Source organism: Streptomyces sp. NPDC026589 (assembly GCF_040638385.1).
Lineage (GTDB): Bacteria > Actinomycetota > Actinomycetes > Streptomycetales > Streptomycetaceae > Streptomyces.
Window position 1 is genome coordinate 1 of record NZ_JBEZYG010000001.1, and the last position, 19267, is coordinate 19267.

20 protein-coding genes and 3 pseudogenes are annotated in these 19267 nt (G+C 68.9%); 9 read left to right on the forward strand and 14 right to left on the reverse strand.

The window, feature by feature from the left end; translation table 11 throughout:
* Positions 1 to 183: 183 nt before the first annotated feature.
* The 4 genes from AB0F29_RS00005 (at position 184) to AB0F29_RS00020 (ending at position 2572) form a co-directional block, all read left to right on the forward strand.
* Positions 184 to 336 (forward strand): hypothetical protein, encoded by a 153-nt coding sequence (locus AB0F29_RS00005; protein ID WP_361866083.1) that lies wholly within the window; start codon positions 184 to 186, stop codon positions 334 to 336.
* A 515-nt stretch (positions 337 to 851) separates the two neighbouring features.
* Positions 852 to 1157, forward strand: coding sequence for a hypothetical protein (locus tag AB0F29_RS00010; RefSeq protein WP_361866085.1), 306 nt, complete (start codon positions 852 to 854; stop codon positions 1155 to 1157).
* A 136-nt stretch (positions 1158 to 1293) separates the two neighbouring features.
* Positions 1294 to 1650: a DUF6479 family protein gene (locus tag AB0F29_RS00015; RefSeq protein WP_361866088.1), complete on the forward strand. Its 357-nt coding sequence runs from the start codon at positions 1294 to 1296 to the stop codon at positions 1648 to 1650.
* 451 nt (positions 1651 to 2101) lie between these two features.
* Positions 2102 to 2572 carry a hypothetical protein gene (locus AB0F29_RS00020; protein ID WP_361866091.1) on the forward strand — a complete coding sequence of 157 codons (471 nt, stop codon included), beginning with the start codon at positions 2102 to 2104 and terminating at the stop codon, positions 2570 to 2572.
* 41 nt (positions 2573 to 2613) lie between these two features.
* Here AB0F29_RS00020 and AB0F29_RS00025 read toward each other — a convergent pair whose 3' ends face one another.
* Both AB0F29_RS00025 and AB0F29_RS00030 read right to left on the reverse strand, forming a co-directional pair.
* Positions 2614 to 4038, reverse strand: coding sequence for a NucA/NucB deoxyribonuclease domain-containing protein (locus tag AB0F29_RS00025; RefSeq protein ID WP_361866093.1), 1425 nt, complete (start codon positions 4036 to 4038; stop codon positions 2614 to 2616).
* Between the two features lie 254 nt (positions 4039 to 4292).
* Positions 4293 to 4613, reverse strand: a pseudogene (locus AB0F29_RS00030) (winged helix-turn-helix domain-containing protein); the annotation flags it as partial.
* 26 nt (positions 4614 to 4639) lie between these two features.
* On the opposite strand from AB0F29_RS00030, the gene AB0F29_RS00035 reads away from it, so the two are divergent.
* Complete coding sequence (locus AB0F29_RS00035) at positions 4640 to 4996, forward strand: hypothetical protein (RefSeq protein WP_361866096.1); 357 nt, start codon at positions 4640 to 4642, stop codon at positions 4994 to 4996.
* A 51-nt stretch (positions 4997 to 5047) separates the two neighbouring features.
* Here the strand turns inward: AB0F29_RS00035 and AB0F29_RS00040 are convergent.
* From AB0F29_RS00040 to AB0F29_RS00065, 6 genes and pseudogenes are all read right to left on the reverse strand, one after another.
* Positions 5048 to 5368, reverse strand: a pseudogene (locus tag AB0F29_RS00040) (hypothetical protein); the annotation flags it as partial.
* 86 nt (positions 5369 to 5454) lie between these two features.
* Positions 5455 to 5721: a hypothetical protein gene (locus AB0F29_RS00045; RefSeq protein WP_361866099.1), complete on the reverse strand. Its 267-nt coding sequence runs from the start codon at positions 5719 to 5721 to the stop codon at positions 5455 to 5457.
* Positions 5722 to 5977: 256 nt separating this feature from the next.
* Entirely contained in the window at positions 5978 to 6604 is a 627-nt protein-coding gene (locus tag AB0F29_RS00050; protein WP_361866102.1) for a hypothetical protein, read from the reverse strand.
* A 308-nt stretch (positions 6605 to 6912) separates the two neighbouring features.
* Positions 6913 to 8115, reverse strand: coding sequence for an IS110 family transposase (locus AB0F29_RS00055; protein ID WP_361866104.1), 1203 nt, complete (start codon positions 8113 to 8115; stop codon positions 6913 to 6915).
* Between the two features lie 292 nt (positions 8116 to 8407).
* Positions 8408 to 8539, reverse strand: a pseudogene (locus AB0F29_RS00060) (IS110 family transposase); the annotation flags it as partial.
* Between the two features lie 113 nt (positions 8540 to 8652).
* Positions 8653 to 9072 carry an SMI1/KNR4 family protein gene (locus tag AB0F29_RS00065; protein WP_361866107.1) on the reverse strand — a complete coding sequence of 140 codons (420 nt, stop codon included), beginning with the start codon at positions 9070 to 9072 and terminating at the stop codon, positions 8653 to 8655.
* A 125-nt stretch (positions 9073 to 9197) separates the two neighbouring features.
* Between AB0F29_RS00065 and AB0F29_RS00070 the strand changes: the two genes are divergently transcribed.
* Both AB0F29_RS00070 and AB0F29_RS00075 read left to right on the forward strand, forming a co-directional pair.
* Positions 9198 to 9995 (forward strand): hypothetical protein, encoded by a 798-nt coding sequence (locus tag AB0F29_RS00070; RefSeq protein ID WP_361866110.1) that lies wholly within the window; start codon positions 9198 to 9200, stop codon positions 9993 to 9995.
* A gap of 34 nt (positions 9996 to 10029) precedes the next feature.
* Positions 10030 to 12468 carry a tetratricopeptide repeat protein gene (locus tag AB0F29_RS00075; RefSeq protein ID WP_361866113.1) on the forward strand — a complete coding sequence of 813 codons (2439 nt, stop codon included), beginning with the start codon at positions 10030 to 10032 and terminating at the stop codon, positions 12466 to 12468.
* 531 nt (positions 12469 to 12999) lie between these two features.
* On the opposite strand, the gene AB0F29_RS00080 is transcribed toward AB0F29_RS00075, so the two are convergent.
* The 3 genes from AB0F29_RS00080 to AB0F29_RS00090 form a co-directional block, all read right to left on the reverse strand.
* Positions 13000 to 13455 (reverse strand): hypothetical protein, encoded by a 456-nt coding sequence (locus AB0F29_RS00080; protein WP_361866116.1) that lies wholly within the window; start codon positions 13453 to 13455, stop codon positions 13000 to 13002.
* Between the two features lie 165 nt (positions 13456 to 13620).
* Positions 13621 to 13950, reverse strand: a complete 330-nt coding sequence (locus AB0F29_RS00085; protein WP_361866119.1) for a DUF6233 domain-containing protein — start codon at positions 13948 to 13950, stop codon at positions 13621 to 13623.
* Between the two features lie 2 nt (positions 13951 to 13952).
* A complete protein-coding gene (locus AB0F29_RS00090; protein WP_361866121.1) occupies positions 13953 to 14309 on the reverse strand; it encodes a hypothetical protein in 357 nt (118 codons plus the stop codon).
* 335 nt (positions 14310 to 14644) lie between these two features.
* Between AB0F29_RS00090 and AB0F29_RS00095 the strand changes: the two genes are divergently transcribed.
* A complete protein-coding gene (locus AB0F29_RS00095; RefSeq protein WP_361866124.1) occupies positions 14645 to 15475 on the forward strand; it encodes a pentapeptide repeat-containing protein in 831 nt (276 codons plus the stop codon).
* Between the two features lie 452 nt (positions 15476 to 15927).
* Here AB0F29_RS00095 and AB0F29_RS00100 read toward each other — a convergent pair whose 3' ends face one another.
* The 3 genes from AB0F29_RS00100 to AB0F29_RS00110 all read right to left on the reverse strand — a co-directional run bounded on the left by AB0F29_RS00100 (position 15928) and on the right by AB0F29_RS00110 (position 18468).
* Positions 15928 to 16401, reverse strand: a complete 474-nt coding sequence (locus AB0F29_RS00100) for a hypothetical protein (RefSeq protein WP_361866127.1) — start codon at positions 16399 to 16401, stop codon at positions 15928 to 15930.
* Between the two features lie 23 nt (positions 16402 to 16424).
* Positions 16425 to 17357: a helix-turn-helix transcriptional regulator gene (locus AB0F29_RS00105; RefSeq protein ID WP_361866129.1), complete on the reverse strand. Its 933-nt coding sequence runs from the start codon at positions 17355 to 17357 to the stop codon at positions 16425 to 16427.
* Positions 17358 to 18225: 868 nt separating this feature from the next.
* On the reverse strand, positions 18226 to 18468 hold the full coding sequence (locus AB0F29_RS00110) for a hypothetical protein (protein ID WP_361866131.1): 243 nt from the start codon (positions 18466 to 18468) through the stop codon (positions 18226 to 18228).
* Between the two features lie 90 nt (positions 18469 to 18558).
* On the opposite strand from AB0F29_RS00110, the gene AB0F29_RS00115 reads away from it, so the two are divergent.
* On the forward strand, positions 18559 to 19266 hold the full coding sequence (locus tag AB0F29_RS00115) for a hypothetical protein (protein ID WP_361866134.1): 708 nt from the start codon (positions 18559 to 18561) through the stop codon (positions 19264 to 19266).
* Position 19267: the final 1 nt, after the last annotated feature.

Here is a 19267-nt window from a genome sequence, read left to right on the forward strand (position 1 = left end):
AAGCCGAGTTGATCACGGACCTCGCCAGATATGCGCATACCACACCAACGAGTTGAACCGTGGGAAGCAACACCTTGATTCTCTGCGAGCCCTTAGGCCCACGCCTGGCTGCCCGGTCCCCGCTCCCCCGCCGTCATCTACACCCACCGGCTCACGATCGCGCTCATGGACGACAGCGGCGACGTGTCTGACAGCAACGCCGTCCTTACCCGCGCCCGCGCACTCGGCTGGGTGGAAACCTCGGACTACGCCGGGTGGGCGGCCCTGCCCCCCGGCTGGGAAGCCACCCTGCGCGGAGAGCACTTCCTTGTCCGGCAACCCGACGGGGGGCCGTGACGCCCCCCATTGCGTGAGCCCTTTTCAACCTGACCGTGCGGCTGCGGTGTTGGTCGGTGCGGGCTGTACGGAACGACGAAGCTCCTGGTAGACGGGTCCTCGACCAAGATCACCCGTGTCCGCTTTGGTACGCCCTAGTTGTCCATCAGGGCCAACTGTCGTGCTCAGTCACAATGCTTCAGGAGTTCGGTACCCGGCCCGGTGCAGCCGCCGCTCACCTCAAGCACATGACGCTCGGCACCGGCTTCCTCGACTTCATCCGCTATGCCACCGAGTGCTGGGCCGACCTCGCACACGGGGGTGCCGAGGACGCCCCTTCTGGGCTTCAGCGGCTTAAGCTGCCCTGTTTACCGTCCGTGAGCTTTGCCCGCGGACGTTGCGAGGCGGATGTGTGGGTCTGCGGCCCTGGGTACCCGGCAGGGAGACGAGGGAAGGGGCGTAAAGATGCCTGGAGCGATGCCAAGGATGCTGGGCGCTGCAACCGCGGCCTACAGCGTCGCGATCATGATCCGTCCGTGTGGCTGGCCAAGCCGTGCGGACTGGTGCCAGCGGACGGCACAGTGCCACGCTCGACCGCTCTGCTGATCCGGGCGGTGGGAGCACGCGATGCCGCCATCGGCACAGCCATGGCCCTCGCCCCCGATATCGGGGTGCTGCGGGCTGCGACCGCCTGCCGTGTTGCCGCCGACCTGTCCGACGCCTCTCTGTTCGGAGCGGTGCTCACCGGCCGGTCCCGGCGCCTGAAGGTCGCAGGATTTGCCGCAGTGTGGGGCGGACTGTGCGCTGCGGCTGTCGCCCGTGAACAGCACGCTCAGCGGTAGCGCAACCCGCAGCGGGGCCCGAGCGGGCCCGGCCTTCTCGCAGCTGATGCGCATGATTTCCGCGGGGAGCAGCGGGAACCCGCTCTGGAGCGCGACACGCACGACCACGCTGCCGAGAGGAAACGGGTAACTCGCCATGACCACACTGCTCGAACGTGCCTCCGACCCGGGGCCGCATCTGGCCGCCCCGGTGTGGGCCGGCGGAACCGTTCCGTTCATCGTTGGACTCTTCGTGGTGGCCCTGTTGATCGGCACCGTTGTCTGGCGGACCCGAAAGGGAAGGAGCCGGCCGCCGCGCCCGGACGAACGACGGCACCGCCCATCGACGCCCTCCCATACGCCTGGCGAGCCCCGCGCCGCCGACGACTTCGGAGGAGAGGGCGAGCGGCTCTCACCCCACCAGATGAAGGGGTACGGCAACTTGGGTGGGCCCGCCCGATTCGAGGACGACGACCGGAGCGGTGGGCACGGCAGCGGTGGACACGGAGCGTGACCCGCTGCACCTCCACCACCGAAAGCTCTCGCCTTCGGTCAGCCTGCGGTGCGGCCGGAGACCGCACGGGAGGGCCACAGAGCCGGAGTGAGGCACAGGGCGAGGCGAAGCGTGCAGTGGCCGGCGGTTCGCTGAGGCCAATCCTTCGACGCCAAGGAGGCCGTCCCCGGAGGTCTGCCGATATGTGAAGGAGACCACCTCGGGTGACGGTGAGGAGCCGGCCGCCGCCTCGTCGATCATGTACCCGGCGCGACTTCGCCGCGCGCAGAGTCCTGTCGATCATGTCGTGCTCTCTGCGCGAGAGGAGGTGAGCCGGACACCGCCAGCCAGTGGCTCATCCCCTGGCCCTTCCCTTCCGGACTGTGTGCACCGTTATGCGGCAGAGCCAGCGGCGCGGCCGAGCTACCGGATAGGGTTTCTGCGACGGCAGCGGGAGATACAGGAGTTCTCTGTGGCCGAATTGGTGACGCGCGCAGAAGTTCGGGTGTCCGTGGAGTTCCACGCGTTCGCCCTTCAGGAAGAGGACGACATGGAGGTCCCCGCTCCCTTCCCCGAGGAGCGGGCAGAGGTGCCAGGGGCAGATTTCCTGACCTCTTACGACAAGCGTCTCGACTTCGAGAGCGCTGGGCACACCCACGAGGCAGCTCTGACAGCCGAGGTGTGGAGCAGCGAACCGCCCGTGACCGGCGACGTTCGCTGGGAAGCTCAGGGCGAAGCAGAGATCTTTTCTACTACTGGGAATCTGTCGGTTGAGACGATGTCCGGGGTCGGCGAAGGCCGGGTGGAGCTCGGGCGGCCCGACACGCTGTGGAAGGTCCGCGCCTCTTGTTCGGGCCGGGCCGAGGTTGCCCGGCTTGCGGTGGTGGACGTGCCCGTCGGGGTGGAGCGGTACCTGGTGCAGTTCTGGCCGGCCAGCGCCTGAGAGCCTGTGGGCAGAGCATCGGGCCCTGCCCACAGGGCGCGTCAGGAGATCGAGACGATGTAGGCGTCGACGTCATCCCCGCTGCTGAACCCGTCCAGAATGCGGTTCCGGTCCATGAATATCTTCAGGATGCTCCCGCCGGCTCCGTTGTCAGCCTTGGGCAGAGGCCTGGCGGAGAAGTTGTCCTTCGGTTTCGTCGGTTCGTACTTGCTTTGAGCTGCGCCTTCGTACGTGCTGGCGAAGGGATACTCGTCGCATTCCCGCGAGACTCCTGGGACGCTCGTGGCGTAGTCGGCCCCCCAGTGCGTGACGCAGGTGGCAATGGCCGCGCGGCGATTGGCCTTCACGCGGTCGCCGTCGTTCTGGAGCCGGTGCAGTGTGTGCTTCAGGTCGAACCCCGGTACCGCCTTGCGGGCATTTACCGGCTTGGTGCTGCCGGGTTTGGTGTGGGCGTCCCGCAGGTGCTGGGCCACTGCGCGCTCGGAGGCCCCAGTCTTGGAGCTGTAGGGCAGGGTCGGTACGACTGGCAGGGCTGCACCGCCCTTCTTCTTGGGGTTTCCGCCGCCGGTCTTGTTGAAGAGGTAGGAGGCGGTGTCCCAGCGGCCGGCGAGGAAACCAACGCTGACACGCCCGGTGTTGGGCGAGGCGTACGGCGAGGGGAAGGTGAGCTTCACGAAGGGTTCGTAAGCCATCTGCACCACGTCATCCGTGCCGGTGCCCTGTCCGGGCTCGACCAGCATCGTGTGGATGTACTCGGGCTTGGCCTTCAGCGCGTCGAAGGTCAGTGTGGGTGGTACCTGCCCGCCGTACTTCCTCGCTGCTTGCTTCGGCCACGTCGTCACGTCGCCGTCGGTGTCGACCTTCAGGCCGCTCGTCCGGGTGGTACCGGACTTCGCGAAGTCCGTGAACAAGTACTGAATCTGAATCGTGCGGTCGTTCTTCTTCGGAACCGTGTTGATCACCCACAGCGTGAACGAGCTCTGGCCCACAGGCCGGCCACGCTGCATCCAGGTCTGTATGAACTGGGTTCCCGTGCACATCGCGTACCGGGACTTGACCGCGAAGAGGCGACCGCCCTGGAGTCCCGTCTTGCATTCGTCCTTCGTCATCGTCCGGGGCGGTTCCGGATAGGTTGCCGCGAACGGCACCCTGCCGGCTATCTCGTCCGATTGGAACGACGGCGTGGACGCCTTCGGCAGACCGGAACGGGCGGGGGCGATGGCCTCATGAGGCAGCTTGCCCGCCGCCGTCTCCCGGACCGGCAGCCCGGTCTTCCACCCGCTGCCCTGAGCCTGCAGCGCATCGAGCGACGGGATCGGTATACCCGCGGGAAGCGTGGAGGAGATCACTTCAACGCTGCCAGAATCGGCTGCCGCAGACGGCAAGCCGGCAGACAACAGAGCCGCGGTCACTAACGCGGCCCAAACACGTCCGCGCCATGCGCGGTAGTCAACCATCTTCGGCATGAACAACCCCCTGAGGAACGCCGGTATCGGAAACCAACGCGCGGATGCCCACACCTATCGCAAATTTGCACCTACGGACAGCTGATTACTCGAACCGCCCGGACAATTGACCGAATACATTCGAGCCGTGCCAGAACGGTTGACCTCACGCTGTGCGCAGACAGAATCCGAATCCGCGCCGAACACGCCTTCAACCAGCCCTCGGCTGTGGTCAATACGACGCGGGATTCCGCGCCCGCGTCCTGCTGGACTACTCAGTCGGTGTAGCCCCTGAGACGACGCGTCGACCTGGGAACCTTCCGCCGGGCAGGCGTCACCGTCTCCGGCACGAAACCCCTACCGAGTAGGAGAAGGCCCGTCGTCCCGTCGGCACCCGACGGGACGACGGGGGCGACACGGTCCGGCGCAATGCGTACAGTGCCGACCATCGACTCGTGTTCGGATCCGAGCTTCGCGCGCAGCCGCCGTACGTGCACGTCGACCGTCCGGGTACCACCGAAGTAGTCGTAGCCCCAGATCTCCTGGAGGAGCTGCGCGCGCGTGAAGACGCGGCCCGGGTGCTGGGCCAGGTACTTTGACCGCCCGGCCCGGCGCGAACGTGATGGTGGACTTGCTTCTGCCCGGGCCGGGGCGCGAGCAGTGCGCCCAGTGGGAGGAGCACTGGGCGCCGCCCCTGCTCGCGCAGCTGCGCCAGGGAGCGCTGGCCAACAGTGCGCTGCGGGCGATCGTCGACCGGGTCTGCGAGGACCCCCAGGTCCGGGAACTCTGGCACCGGACCGCGGACCTGCGCCGCCACACCTACGGCACCACGCGGCCCATGCACCTTGACGGCTGGCGGCCGCGACCGGCCTGGGTCCGGATCATGGGATGGCAGCCACTCCACGAGCCGAGCCCCCGCATCATCACCGGAGAACCCGCCGCCATCACCCACCCACCCGACCACCTCTTCACCGGTTGAGCAACAGCCGCCCCCTTCGCAGGGCTTCGCTCGGCCAGGCTGGCGGATCGGTCAGCGTTTGACGCGGTTGCGGACGGCGAGGGCGGCCAGGCCCAGCAGGACGGGTTCGGTCAGGCGCGAGGTCATCTCGATGTAGGTGCCGGCGGTGGTCAGGTCCTGCCGGAGGAGCGGAGCACCACCGAGTTGAGGGTGACGTTCAGGGCCTTCTCGAAGCGCTCCCCGGTGAAGCGGTCCCCGGCGGGGTTCTGGGGGTCGTCCTTGTCGATCTCGAAGGTGACCTTGCCCCCGCCGGCCAGGGACGGTGCCGGTCGCGGTCTGCTTCGGGGTGTCCTGGGCCAGGCCGAAGGCCATGAGCAGGACGACGGTGAGGAGACTGCGACGTCAGAGGACGGCCGGACGAGGCACGGCGGTCGCCGGACAGGGCGTAGCGGCGGGCGGCGAGGCCGTTTGGCGAGGGCTTAGCCGATCTGGTCGCACAGCGGGGCCAGGATGTTGGCGGCCGCGGTGTCGGAGAGGTAGGCCGGGGCGGCTTTGAGCATCAGCTCCCCGAGCTGGTGGGTGGTGGCGAGGTCGTTGACGACGCGTCGCAGTTCGGCGAGCGCGGGATCTCCGTCGGCGGACCGGCGGGCGGCGGGATCGGCGCGGAGCGGACATCGCGGACTGCTTGGCGGACCAGGCGCGCATGGTCGGCATATCGAGGGTCTGCAGGCCGCTGTGGGCGTCACGGAGCCGGGTGGTGAGGGCAGAGTCCGCGTACGTAGGCCGTACGGGGAGGACACGGACAGAGCCCGCGGACAAGGAAGCGCTCGGCCGGGAAATCCGGCCGAGCGCTTATTCGCCTGCGCTCACCGTCTGTCGGTGAGCGGTGATCATCTGGCGCCACGTTCCGTCGGACGCGTTTCCCGGGAAGCTCATGCCCCTCCGTCTTTCGCCTCGTGAGAGGGCCGGGACACGGGCTTGAGGCCTCGCCCGGTGGCGTGCTCAGCAGGGGAGAGTGGTGTTCCCTGCGGCGCCGGTGACACCAGCGGTGCCGTTCGCCGTGGTCGTGGCCGCAGTGCCGTTCCCACCGGGCTTGCCCGGACACACCGAACTCGCTGCCCCGCCGGCCCCACCGGCCCCGCCAGCGAAGCCGCCGCCGACCGTGGAGGCGCCGCCCTTGCCGCCGTTGCCGCCGAGGATGCCAGCACCGGCGTTACCGGCCCCGCCGACGCCGCCCTTGCCGCCCTTGCCGCCGAGAGCGGCGGCGCCGCCCGCGCCTCCGCCTCCGCCGTTGCCGTTGGCGCCGCCCGCGCCGCCCGCGCCCCCGGCGCCACCGATGCTCGCGCTGCCGTCGCCGTTGCCGCCGGCGCCTCCGTTGCCTCCGTTGCCGTTGGCCCCGGCAGCGCCACCGGGGCCGCCGAGGCCACCGACGCCGCCGTTGGTTCCGACGCCGTTGGTGCCGTTGAGGCCCGGCAGGCCGAGGATGCTGAGATTGGCCTGGGTTCGGGCGCTGCCCGCTTCGGTATGGGCGGGCGCGGAAGCGAGAGCGGGGGTCGCGGCGAGGCCGAGAACGGCGACCGCGGAGATCAGGAGGGTCCGGGGGACGAAGGTGCTGCGCGTAACACGCATGATGTACGCCTTTCGGTGTGCGCAGTCGAGGATGTTCCTCAACTAGCGCTTCATCAACCTATGTCCAAAAAAATACTTCACATTAAAAAATGTGATCCAATGTCTGAAAATGTATACTTTGAAGAAATTTTGGCCAGAAAGTCCATATTTTAGGCTCCTTGGAGCTGGTGGAAGCAACCCATCATGCTGGTGACGGACCGCCAGGTCCCGGTTGCCAGACGCCGAGAAGGAGCCGCCGGACCTGCTTTCCCAGGTGCGCGGCGTATGCCTGGTCGCCGAGTGCGGGGGGGGTGCCCCTATGAGTTTGGTCAAGCTGATGGGGCGGGTTGGGGTTCGTAGAACGTGCCGTCGCGGAGCATCGCGAAGAGCACGTCGGCTCGTCGTCTCGCGAGGCAGAGGAGGGCTTGGGTGTGGTGCTTGCCCTGGCTGATCTTCTTGTCGTAGTAGGTCCGGGAGGCCGGGTCGGCCAGGGCCGCGAAAGCCGATAGGAAGAAGGCCCGTTTGAGCTGCTTGTTTCCCCGCCGGGACGGTTGCTCGCCGCGGATGGACGAGCCCGAACTGCGGGTCGCTGGGGCGAGGCCGGCGTAGGCGGCGAGGTGGGCGGCAGTTGGGAAGCTGCTGCCGTCGCCGACGTCGATGAGGATCCTGGCTCCGGTCCTGACACCGATCCCCGGCATCGAGGTCAGGACCTTCGAAAGAGGGTGGGCCTCCAGCAGTTCCTCGATCCGTCCGGCCAGCAGTTTCCGCTGGTCAAGCACTGCGGTCAGCGAGCCGGCCAGGCTCGGGACGATCAGTGCGGCCGCGTCCGTGCCTGGGACGACGACAGTCTGTTCGTCCAGGGCGGTGAAGATGTCCTCAACCAGCCGCTCGGCCATTCGCGGGGCTTTCGGACGCATCAAGGTCACGAGCCGTCGGCGTCCGGCCTTACGGATCTGGGCCGGCGAGCCGAACCGCTCCAGCACCGTGAGCACGGCCGGGTGCTGGACCCGTGGGCCGAGGACTCGTTCCAGGTGCGGGTGGATCTGTGTCAGCAGGCCGCGCAGGCGGTTGCTGACGCGGGTGGCTTCGCCGGCCAGGTCGTCGTCGAATCCGACGATCATCTCCAGCTCGGCGATGGTCTCGTCTTCGAGGTCGACGGAGCGGAGCGTGTGAGGCATGACGCGGGCTGCGTCCGCGATGACGAAGGCGTCGCGGGCATCGGTCTTCGCCTCGCCTGGATAGAGATCGGCGATCCGCCGCATCGTCAGGCCGGGCAGATAGGCGACTGGGCAGCCCATGTCCCGGGCGACCGCCAAAGGCAGGGCTCCGATGGAGGCGGGCTGGTCGACCACCACGAGCACGGTTCCGTGCTTGGCCTGCAGTTTCCCGAACACCTCGCGGAGCTTGGGTTCGCTGTTGGGCAGCCGCTTGTCGAATGCCTTCTTCCCGGCCGGGGTGACGGCGGTGGCGTGATGTTCGCCCTTGCCGACGTCCAGGCCGAGGAAGGTGCCGATGTCGCTGACGTCGATCACGTGCGTCCTCCGGTCGTTCCCACCCGGCCGTCCCACGGCACCGATCGCCACATCCACATTACGAAGAGCCTCCCGACCTGCGAGGAAGCCGGTGGTCATGCCCCTAATCAGCGGTCTGTCGATGCCTCCGGAGCCGGTGACACCACCCCCCAGGCCATGCATTCGACAGGGGGAGAAAGTCATGCCAACTCCGGAGGCCGGGCGCCCCATTGCGGGGCCACCAAGAAGGTAATGGGGGGCTCTATGTCGTTCGTCAAGGCTGTGGCGCCGGGTATGAGGCTGTTTGGGATAGTTATGCGGCGAGGGGGACGGTGGGGGTTCGAGACTCGTAGAAGGTGCCGTCCCGGAGCATGGCGAAGAGGACACTGATGCGTTGACCGGTGAGGCGGAGGAGGGTTTGTGTGTGGGTTTTGCCGCAGGCGCGATCATTAAGATTTGCCGAACTGGGGGAGGTTCCGGAGTGCCCCGAAGGCTGTCTCCCCACTCCCCCGGCCCGTGTCGTCCGGCGCGGCCCGGGCCCGCAGGCGGAGGCCCGTATCAGTCCTCGGTGTGCTGGTCGAGCAGCGCCGCGAACCCCTGGGCGAGCTCGTACGCACGCCCCACGTCGTGGTCGTAGCTCGTCACGGGGCCACCGGGAGTGAGCACGAGGGGGTTGCCTGCTGGGTCGAAGGACACGACGAGTCCCCGGTCGGTGCCGGGCCATCCGTCGCGGCGGAAGCGCAGGGTGAGGTCTACGACGCTCACGTGCTCCAGCAGATCCGAGTTCCGCAGCCCGTACACGGGGACGCCGACATAGCAACCCCCGAAACGCTCGACGAACTCGGCGTAATCCGGGTCGAGGCCGACCCCAAGAGGGGAAACCGCGGACGCGAGTTCCCCTCGGTCCGTCGGCGTGCCGGCGCCGTAACGCCGGACGGCGCGCTCCAAACGGTCCAGCAGCGCGGATTGGAAGGGCATGCTGTGATCCTAAGGCTGCGGAGGCTGAGGAGTTCGAACGGTTCGACGCTGTCTACGACCTCATCGAAGATGCCCTGACTCTGGAGTCACCGTCGGGTCCCGTTGCTCAGTTCCTCCTCCACCCGGTGGGCCGGGCGCCCCGCCCTCCCCTGCTCTCCCCCATCACCCCCGACGTCCCCGACGACCTTCGCGACATCGGTAGGCTGCCGTTCCCCGCGCTGCTGGAGGGGCCGGGCTTCGGGATCCTCGCGTACAACCGCCGGGCCGCACGGGCGTGCCCCTGGACCACCCGGCCCGGCGCGAACGTGATGGTGGACTTGCTTCTGCCCGGGCCGGGGCGCGACCAGTGCGCCCAGTGGGAGGAGCACTGGGCGCCGCCCCTGCTCGCGCAGCTGCGCCAGGGAGCGCTGGCCAACAGTGCGCTGCGGACGATCGTCGACCGGGTCTGCGAGGACCCCCAGGTCCGGGAACTCTGGCACCGGACCGCGGACCTGCGCCGCCACACCTACGGCACCACCAGGCCCATGCACCTCGACGGCTGGCGGCCACGGCCCGCCTGGTCCGAATCATGGGATGGCAGCCACTCCACGAGCCGACCCTCCGCGTCATCACCGGAGAACCCGCCAGCGTTTCTGAGGAGGAGACGGCAGCCCGTTTCGACGACAGGAGAAGGCTGCGATAAACGAGGCAAGGGCGAAAGGCCGCCCGATTCCTTCGCTGGACAACTCGTTGCTTCGTCGGGGGTGCTGGGCGATCCGGCGTCTTCTGGCGGTCGGTGCAGCACTGTGGAGGGGCGGTGTTCCGCTGCCCGCCCGTGTCCCCTGGCCGGATCGTGGAGGATGTGGTCCGGGCCTGGACGTGGCGGGCGGAGTTGGGGGAGGGCACGGGGTGGGTGTCGAGTGGGAAGCGCCGGGGACGAGTAACAGCATTTTCGGCGGCCGTCAGGATGCCGTGGTCATGGCGCGGGAGATCTCCGGGCCCATCACCTTCACCACCGGGGGCCGGCGGGTTCCCGCGTATCTCCAGGATCCTCTCCGGTGGGCGCTGGCCGGGGAGTGGGATGCGCTGGCGGCGGGTGCTCACCGGGCGCGCCCCGACGACTCGGGCAACGCTGTACCCCCTTACGTTCCCCGGGACCAGGACCCGCTGATTCGTACCCGTCTCACGCGGGCCGCGGACGAGGGCGGTCTGGTCCTGGTGGTCGGGGACTCCACCGCGGGCAAGACGCGGGCCTGCTTCGAGGCACTCCGTGCGGAGCTGCCGGAGTACCGGGTAGTGGCCCCCGCCGGGGGCGCGGATCTGATGGCCGCTGTAGAGGTGATCGACCGCACCAGAACCCGCTGCGTCGTGTGGCTCGACGACCTGGAGTCCTACCTCGGGCCCGAAGGGCTGGAGCCCGGGCTGCTCGCCGAACTCGTCCGCCTACGCATCCCTGTGCTGGCCACGATGCGCCACCAGCAGTTCGAGATCTTCGCCGCCCCGGAAAGCGCCCCCGCGGCGGGTACGGAGCACGCCAGGGCGGCGACCGTTGGCGCGAGGGTGCTGCGACAGCTGGAGACCGTGGAACTCGCCCGGGTCTGGAGTACCGGTGAACTGGAACGGGCGGGCAAGGCGGAGGACGACCGGATCGCTGACGCCCTGGCCCATCACGGGCCCTACGGGATTGCCGAGTACCTCGCCGCAGGCCCCGCACTGTTCCAGGAGTGGCACCGCGCAGCCCGCCCCGGCGGGCACCCCCGCGCGGCCGCCCTCATCGCGGCAGCCGTCGACCTCTCCCGCACCGGCCTGCGCCCCCCGTATCCACTCGACCTTCTCGCCGACGTTCACGAGCCCTACCTCGCGATAGCCGGCGGGCCTCTCCTGCGCCCCGAATCGCTCGGCACCGCCCTTGAATGGGCAACCCGGCGTCGTCACGGCGTCACGAGCATGCTTGTGCCCACGCAGGACCCGAGCGCCTGGAACGTCTTCGACTACCTCGCCGACCACACCGACACCCCCGTCCTCGACACGACCTGGCACGCGGCCTTCCAGCACACCGCAGACACAGACGAGCTGGCGATTATGGGATTCCATGCCCATCGTGTCGCCCCGGTCTTCGCCGAGAAGTTCTACCGCCCGGCTGCTGAGGCCGGCCGGGCCGACGTGATGAACAACCTCGCCGTCCTCCTGGCCGCCGTGGGCCGGTTCGAGGAGGCCGAACGCTTCCAACGCCGGGCCGCTACTGCTGGAGACAGCGACGCCGTGTTCAACCTTGCCGTCTTGCTGGGCGACACAGCCCGCTCGGACGAGGCGGAGGCCGCCTACCGCCAAGCCGCCGACGCCGGACACACCAGCGCGATGTTCAACCTCGGCGTCCTGCTGGGCGACACAGCCCGCTCGGACGAAGCGGAGGCTGTCTACCGCCGGGCCGCTGAAGCCGGACACACGGACGCGATGAACAACCTCGCATTCTTGATGGACACCGCAGGTCGTCAGGACGAGGCCGAGTGCCTTTTCCGCCGGGCCGCCGACGCCGGGCACCTCGACGCGATGAACAACCTCGGAGTTCTGCTGGCCGATGCGGGACGTCCGGACGAGGCGGAAGCCGCCTACCGCCAGGCCATTGACTTCAGAAACGTCAATGCGATGAACAACCTTGGCAACCTGCTGGCCCGTAGGGGGCGGCCGGACGAGGCCGAAGCCGCCTACCGTCAGGCCGTTGACTCCGGGTTCGCTGACGCACGGGCCCACCTCGGCATCTTGCTGGAGGACGAGGGGCGTCCGGACGAGGCGGAAGCCGCCTACCGCCAGGCCGCCGACGCCGGACACACCAGCGCGATGAACAACCTCGGGAACTTGCTGGCCAATGCCGGTCGCACGGACGAGGCGGAAGCCACCTACCGCCAGGCCGCCGACGCCGGACACACCGGCGCGATGCACAACCTCGGGAACCTGCTGGTCCGTGCGGGTCGGCCGGACGAGGCGGAAGCCGCCTACCGTCGAGCCGCCGACGCCGGACACACCGAATCGCTGAACAACCTCGGCAACCTGCTGGCCGGAACAGGCCGCCTGCCCGAGGCCGTCGCTGTCTACCGCCAGGCCGCTGACGCCGGACACACCAGCGCGATGAACAACCTCGGATTCTTGCTGGCCAGGGCGGGGCGTCCGAACGAGGCCGAGCGCCTTCTCCGCCGGGCCGCCGACGCCGGACACATCAACGCGATGAACAACCTCTGCAAACTGCTGGCCAGTGTGGGGCGGCTGAACGAGGCGGAGACCGCCTACCGCCAGGCCGCCGACGCTGGGCACCCCGGCGCGATGAACAACCTCGCCATCCTGTCGGCTGAAGCAGGGGGCACGGACGAGGGGGAGGCGGGCGGCTCCACCGGTGACGCCCCCGCTTCTCGCCGGAGGTGACGATCTCCACGGCTGCTGTCCGGGGCCTGAATCTTCCAGGGCCCCGGACAGGTTCGCAGCACCTACGGAACGCCGGAGATGGTGGGCCGGTGAAGATGCGGGTTGAACGACCCAGCGTGAGGATCACAAGTACGGGCAACGGCCCGGGGCGTTCCCGCCCGGCAGCTCGTCCGTGCCGTCTCGCGCCGCGAGTCATCGCGAGCTCCCGGGATTCCCCGCAGGAACAGCCCGGCGTCCAATGGCGGAGTTCTGGATGACGGACGATGCGCCCGGTCGGAGCTGAAACTCAAGGCAGCCCCACGAGGCCCCACCCACGGCGAGCGCCCTCCGTGACCACCGCGCCCCATTCAAGTTCAGGGCCGGGACGTCCGGCATGTCGCCGCACATACTCCTGCGGGCGGGAGGGCGCAGGGTGGAACGCGGAGCCCATCCGGACGCCCTTCGCACGTCGACCGGACGGCCCGACCACTGCGTGCTCCGAGTCCGCGTCACGCAGAGGTCCGGACGATGACGGGGTGTGCAGTCCGCGGGCTACGGTGCGAGGTCCATCGGGTCACCGGTCGCCTCCGTGCCCAGCCAGGTCTTGTCTGCGGCTCGCCACCCGGCGCGCGCATGGGTCCAGGGCAGGGAGTCGATGGGGTTCAGACGTGAGTGCAGGAGCACCGCGCGCAGGGCGATGAGACCAGGTCCGGCGTCCTGGCGGACGGGTACTCCCGCAGCGAGTTCCTCCGCAGCGGGGAGGGGTGGGCGGTCGAAGTTGACGTTCTGCGGTCCTGCTCCGATCAGCCACAGCAGTATGCCGTCGCTCACCGCCTGCGCGCACTCGGCGTCGATGTCGTCGGGGCTGAGCGGGTTGATGAATTCGAAGCCGCGCTGTCCGTACGGGAGCGGCTCGAAGTCCACGGTGAACACCGCGAAGCCGCCCATGCAGCTGGGCCGGGTGTAGCGGACGTGGACGTCGCGGCGGGCTTCGGCGGGGAATCGCATGCCGGAAGCGTGCCCGCCCTGCGGGCGCCAGGGCAATAGGATTCCGAGCACCTCGGCGGCGACTAAGGCCGATATGGCCTCGGTGCTCGTCCCGGCTGCGGTCTTGAGCTGGAGCCAGTTGGATGACTCTGCCGCCGCGCGGCGGCGCCCGCCGGACGGCCGCACCTACCCCTGGCCGAGCCCGATGTCCGGCCGGCACGCCTCACACGACTGGATGTCCGGCATCGTCACCGCGACCAGCGCCTGTTCCCGGTCGATGTAACCGATCTTGGCCTGGTACAGCCCGCAGTCCCCGCGGTGCAGCAGTGCCGGGGAGGTCGGCGTCTTCTGCTGGATCTTCCACCGCTGGGCGGCACGCTCCTGCTCCTCCAGGTCCCGGATGCGTTTTTGAACCTGCCCGAGCTGCCAGCGGAGCCACTCCTCCAATGCCCGGTTTTTCTCCAAGGGCGACGGCCCCTCGGGCGGCTGGCCCTCCGGAGCGTCATCGGCGGGCACGGCTACGCCTCGGCGGCCGACTCGTGGGCGTGCTTCAGCCGCATCCTGGCCTCCACCACCTTGCCGTTCTCGACCGTGTCCCAGAACGGGTGCGTGGACACCAGGGCGGACAGGCGCAGCACCTCCGCGCGCAGACGGGCCACCTCGGTCCGCTGGTCGTCGGTGTAGCCGGGGCTGTCGGGCTTGCTGGACCGGTACGAGGAGTGCAATTGCTTGTCGGCTTCCCAGCCGGTCATGGGTTCGGCGGACCAGGGGAGGGTGCGGGCGTACTCCTCGGAGGCGTGGCGGGCGCGGTGAAGGGCGACCTGGGCATCGAGGAGATCGCTCGGGAAATCGAAGACGGTCTCACGCTTGGGCACTCCCCAATGGTACGTCTGTTCGATTTGTGGACGCGAGCTGACGCACCGGGCTCCGGCCGCCGCTCCCCCAGCCGGCGGAGCATGTTCCTACACGGGGCGGCTGGGCTGCCGAATTCCCGAGCGCCGCAGCCCGGCCGCCACGGGCCGCGTCAGGTGGTAGCAGGGGTTCAGCCGAGATACGCGCCAAAGGGGCAATGAGTTGATCTTGATGTGGCTCGACGCGTGGTCAGAGCGAAGGGCCGCACGGCCCCTGCCGGGCGCGCACGTGAACCCGGATAGGCCCCGCATGCGGACCTGGTGCAACCGCCGAACCTGCGAACGGCATGTAGGTCGGCATGAAGGACTCCCTGGAACGACGGCGCGCACGGGCCCGCCGCGCCCGCACGGCACAGCGCTACGGCACGGTCGTCCTGGTCGTGGTGGCCGCCGCGGTGCTGTTAGCCGGCCTGCCGTGGCTGGTGTGGAAAGGCCCGTACGTCCTGGACCCCCACATCGACACCAAGAAGGTCGGTGACGGGACCGGATCGGCGGCGCTGGTCACCGGGCTGCGGACCGCGCTGGTGGCCTGCATCGCCGCCCTGGGCGCCGGGATCGCGCTGTTCTACACCGCACGCGGCTACCGGCTGTCCCACCGGGGCCAGGTCACCGAACGCTTCACCAAGGCCCTGGAGCGGCTCGACTCCGAGAAGACCTACGTGCGGATCGGAGGCATCCTCGCGCTGGAGCAGATCGTCCAAGACTCCCCCGAACAGGCCACCGACGCCGCCCAGATCCTGGGCCATTTCATCCGCCACGAAGTACCCAGCCGCTATGGGCCGGACCAGCCGAAGCCGGATGGCGCGCCCGCAACCACGAGAACGGCCCGCGTCCTGCGGTACTTCGCACGGCCGATCCCGACTCCAGCTCCGGCTGTTTACTCCCCGAAGCTGTCGGCAGACACCAAGAGGGCTCTCACCGCGCTCACCCGCCGTGCATCCCGCATCCACGTCGACCCGGGCGAACACCTCGACCTCGCCGGACTGTTCCTAGGCTTCGCCGACTTCGAGCATGCGGACCTCACCGGCGCCAACCTGGGCGGGGCGGACCTCTCCGGCGCCCTCCTCTACAGGGCGGACCTCACCGACGCCAGCTGCACGGGACGGACTTGCGCGGTGCAAGGGGCCTGACGGGCGAGCAGGTGGCGGTGGCACGCCGCAACGAGAAGACACAGCTGCCCGCCGGCCTCGTGGTGCCGGGGGCGCCGACGGTCGGTTGAAGGTACAGCCGAGATATGCGGCAAACGGGCAACGGAACGATCTTGAAGGCCGAACCGTGGCAGTAGATATCGGATTTACTGCCACGGAGCCCCGGCTGTGACCGTCCCGACCTGCGGCGGACCGTTCCGGCCGCCGGGGCGAGGTGTACGCATTTACTGCGGCATCACTGCGCTGACCACGCGTCGAGTCACATCAAGATCAACTCATTGCCCCTTTGGCGCGTATCTCGGCTGAACCCCTAGCAGGTTTTCGACGCCGCCGACCGACGTCGGTCGGCGGGCTGTCGAATCGTGGGCTGGGTTGTGGCGACGAGACCCGCACCGCACCGCACCGCACTGCGGCGCAGGCCGAGGCCGGGTGCGTCACACGGCGGTGGTACGGAGACGGAAGGCGTGGCGCCACCGGGCTTCGGCCGACGTGACGGGCTTGATCATGGAGGTCCAGAGGCGGACACGGCCCGTACGGTCGCCGGCCTCCCGGTCCGCCGCGGCCAGGAGCGCGGCGACGGTGGCAGCCTCGGTGCCGGTCAGGCTCGCGATCTGATCGATGCTCAGCAGCAGCTGGTGGTGGAGAAGCGAGATGTCCTCGACGACGGTGGTGGTGCGGCCGCTCCGGCGCGCGATGACCTTGGTGTGCCGTTCCCAGGCCCAGGCCGAGGGGTGGCGTTCGGTGACGACTGTGGTCCAGTTGTCGGCGACGAGGCTGAAGAGGTGGGAGACCGCGATCTGTGCTTCCTCGGCGGGCAGGCGGGCCGCCGCGAACATGGCGTAGGCGGGGCGGTGGAGATCGTAGAAGGCGTAGAAGGCGTTCGTGAGCACGGCGGGCGGGGACTTCATGGTCTTCCTCCTGGCGGCGGTGGTCATCCGAACGCCTCCGCGGGGATCGATGACTCGGTGCTGGAGATGGCGCTGCGCCAGAGCGGGCGGGTGATCTCCGGGACTCCCTGCAGCGCGTGGGTGAGCTGCTTGATGACCAGCCACACCGGGACGCCCGGGCCCCCCAGGGCCTGCTTCAGGTCAGCCTCGGAGATGGTGTTCTGCGTGGACGCGAGGATTGTCTCGGTGGCGGGTGATCCGGCGGCGTACATCAGGGCGGTGAGGTAGGTACGCAGGTAGCGGGCCGGTTCGGTTCCGGTGGGGCGTACGCCTGCCGCCGCTTCCCAGAGCGGCTTGAACAGGTCGCTGTTGCCCTCGCAGCACTTGGCGATGGCCATCACGTGCTTCCAGGAGGCGTCGCGTTCCCCGGAGAGGATGCGCGAGACGTAGGAGGGGTGGACCTCCAGGCGCTCGGCGAGCTCACGCTGGGAGACGCCCGACCGGGCCTGCATGAGGGTCAGGGCGCAGGCCAGGCGCTGGCGGGGTGCGCGCAGCAGGTTCTTCGGGGAGGGCACGTCGTCGTCGTGCCGGTGGGTGCCGGTGGGTGCGCACCGGGGCCGTGTACGGGAGGCGAGATTCTCGTCGACGGTGGCGGGCTTGAACTTCTTGCGCAGCCGGTCCTCGGTGAGCCGGAGCGAGGGGGCGAGATCGCTCAGCGGTTCGCCCTGGGCCCGGTGGCGCACCACGAGAGCGGAGACGGCCTCCTGGACAAGCCGGTCGAGCTCGACGACGGTCCACAGCAGCTCCGTGGTCGGAGCGGTCGCGCTGTGCGTCTTGTGCAGCAATTCGTCGGAGACCACCGCGAGGTCCTCGGCGATGTCGCGGAGTGCCTCGGTGCAGCGGGATGCCCGGCCGGCCGAGATCGAGACGTTGGAGCTCGACGGCCGACTGGGGTGGGGGTGCGAACGCGCGGACATGGGCGACCTCTTTCGGGGGGCCGGGGCGGGTATCTGTGCCCGCCCCGGCAGGGCAGCGGATGCGGACTGCGGGGCCGGGCCCGGGGACGGAGTTGTCACTCCGTCCCCGGGCCCGGCCGGCTCAGCGGCGGCGGACCCGGCGGTGTACCAGGGACGATCCGTGAGAGGCGGTCAGCAGCAGCGCCAGAAGAGGCAGCGCCTGGGGCGCGAGAAGGCCCGGGATCGCGAGAAGAGGCAGAGAAACCGTCACGACGAGGAGACTTCCCCGCACGGTGACAGCGGTGGCATCCCATCGCGGTGTTTGAACCGCGTACGGGACAGGGATGATACGTTCGCGACTCGGCTTTCCCGCAGGTGCATATGCACGTACGGGGAGACGGGAACGGCGGACGCGAAAAGACACGAGGGCTCTCCTTCGAGATCTTGAGCTGACGTCAACGAGTGACAAGAGACCCCGGCCAGGCGCCAACCAGCAGCCGGGGTCTTTGCCGTCCCGGCGAATACCGGGAATCGGACAGTACTACCTTCCGCACCCGCGTCGTGTCACTAAGTAGCGCTATGGGTACGGGCACCCGTGGGGCCCGAGGCAAGAAGGACAGCGACCGCCCTAACAAACCCGCGTAACAAACGATCAGAAACGGTCAGCGAGAACTGGCAGCGAGAGCGAACGCCCCGAATTCACCGGTCTCGCGCTCGGATCACGCAGACAGGCACCACACCCGCATGCCACCCGTGCATGCCACGTCCCGGGCAGTCCAAGATCCATAAGTTTGTCAACGAATCCACCGCGCTGCCCCCGTCGGAGCGACTCGAACGAGTGACGGAATCCCGGCTTCCGCTATAGCGCGGTGAGCTGTACGCGAGTGGCTCACCCCGGAGTAGCGCAGCTTCGCCCCGTCCGCCCGCCAGCCGGCTCCGACGCCCGTCGACTCGTTGCCGACACGTCCGGCACGGGAACCGGAACGCTCAACGCGGGCGGACCGACGAGGCGCGGGTGCAACCACTGGGCCGGCGGCGGACAGTGCGTGAAGAAGAGGTCGTTGGTGACGACGAGGACGACGTCGGCGCCGTACAGATGGCGGGCGGTGCCGTTGACGCGCTGGAGGCTCATCCGTCCAACTTTGTTGGCCGACGGTCCAGGTTCACTGCCATGGGGCAGCCGGTCTTCGCGGATGAAGTCGTCTCGCCTACGGTCGCCTTCATGAGCAGCGACGGCGTCGTGGTGGATGAGGCGGTCCGGGCGGCGTGGGACACCTACCGGGTCCTGGAGAAGCGGACGCCCGCCGAGGAGCGCCAGCAGGCGCAGCAGCGGGTGAAGGACGTGATGGACTCCGTCGGGCGTGAGGAGGTCTCCCGGGGCACGGTGTTCCTGGTGGGAGTGCTGACCGGGTACTTGATCGCTGAGCCCCCCGGGGGTGGGGAGCAGCTCGATCCGCTGAACGATCTCATCCCTGCCGTGATCCGTCGGCTGCCGTCGTTCGAGATGGCCGACCCGGAGCAGGTGCCGATGGTGACCGGAGTGCTCATGGCCGCTGCGATGGGCATGGACACCGTGGCCTGGCGCGACCGGTTCGGGACGATCGGGCCGAAGGAGACCATGGTCCATGCGTCCTGCTCTACCGCCTCACCTACCGCGTCGACGACCAGTTACGTCACGCGACCACAGAGCACTCGAAGAAGGAAGAACCACCTGGCCACGGGGGCTGGGACTCAACGAGGCTCAGAGGAACTCACGGGATGTCGCACAAACTGCCGCCAAGTGGCGAGTCGGCACGGCGTTCGGGCGGGTCCGTGCGGTCGCGGAGAAGCGCCTGCACGCCGTGGCCGCCAGGGCCGCACACCGCGCGGACGCGGCGCTGCCGGGGGACCTGGTGACGGCCGGGCCCTCGACTGGCGGGATTCTCCTTGAT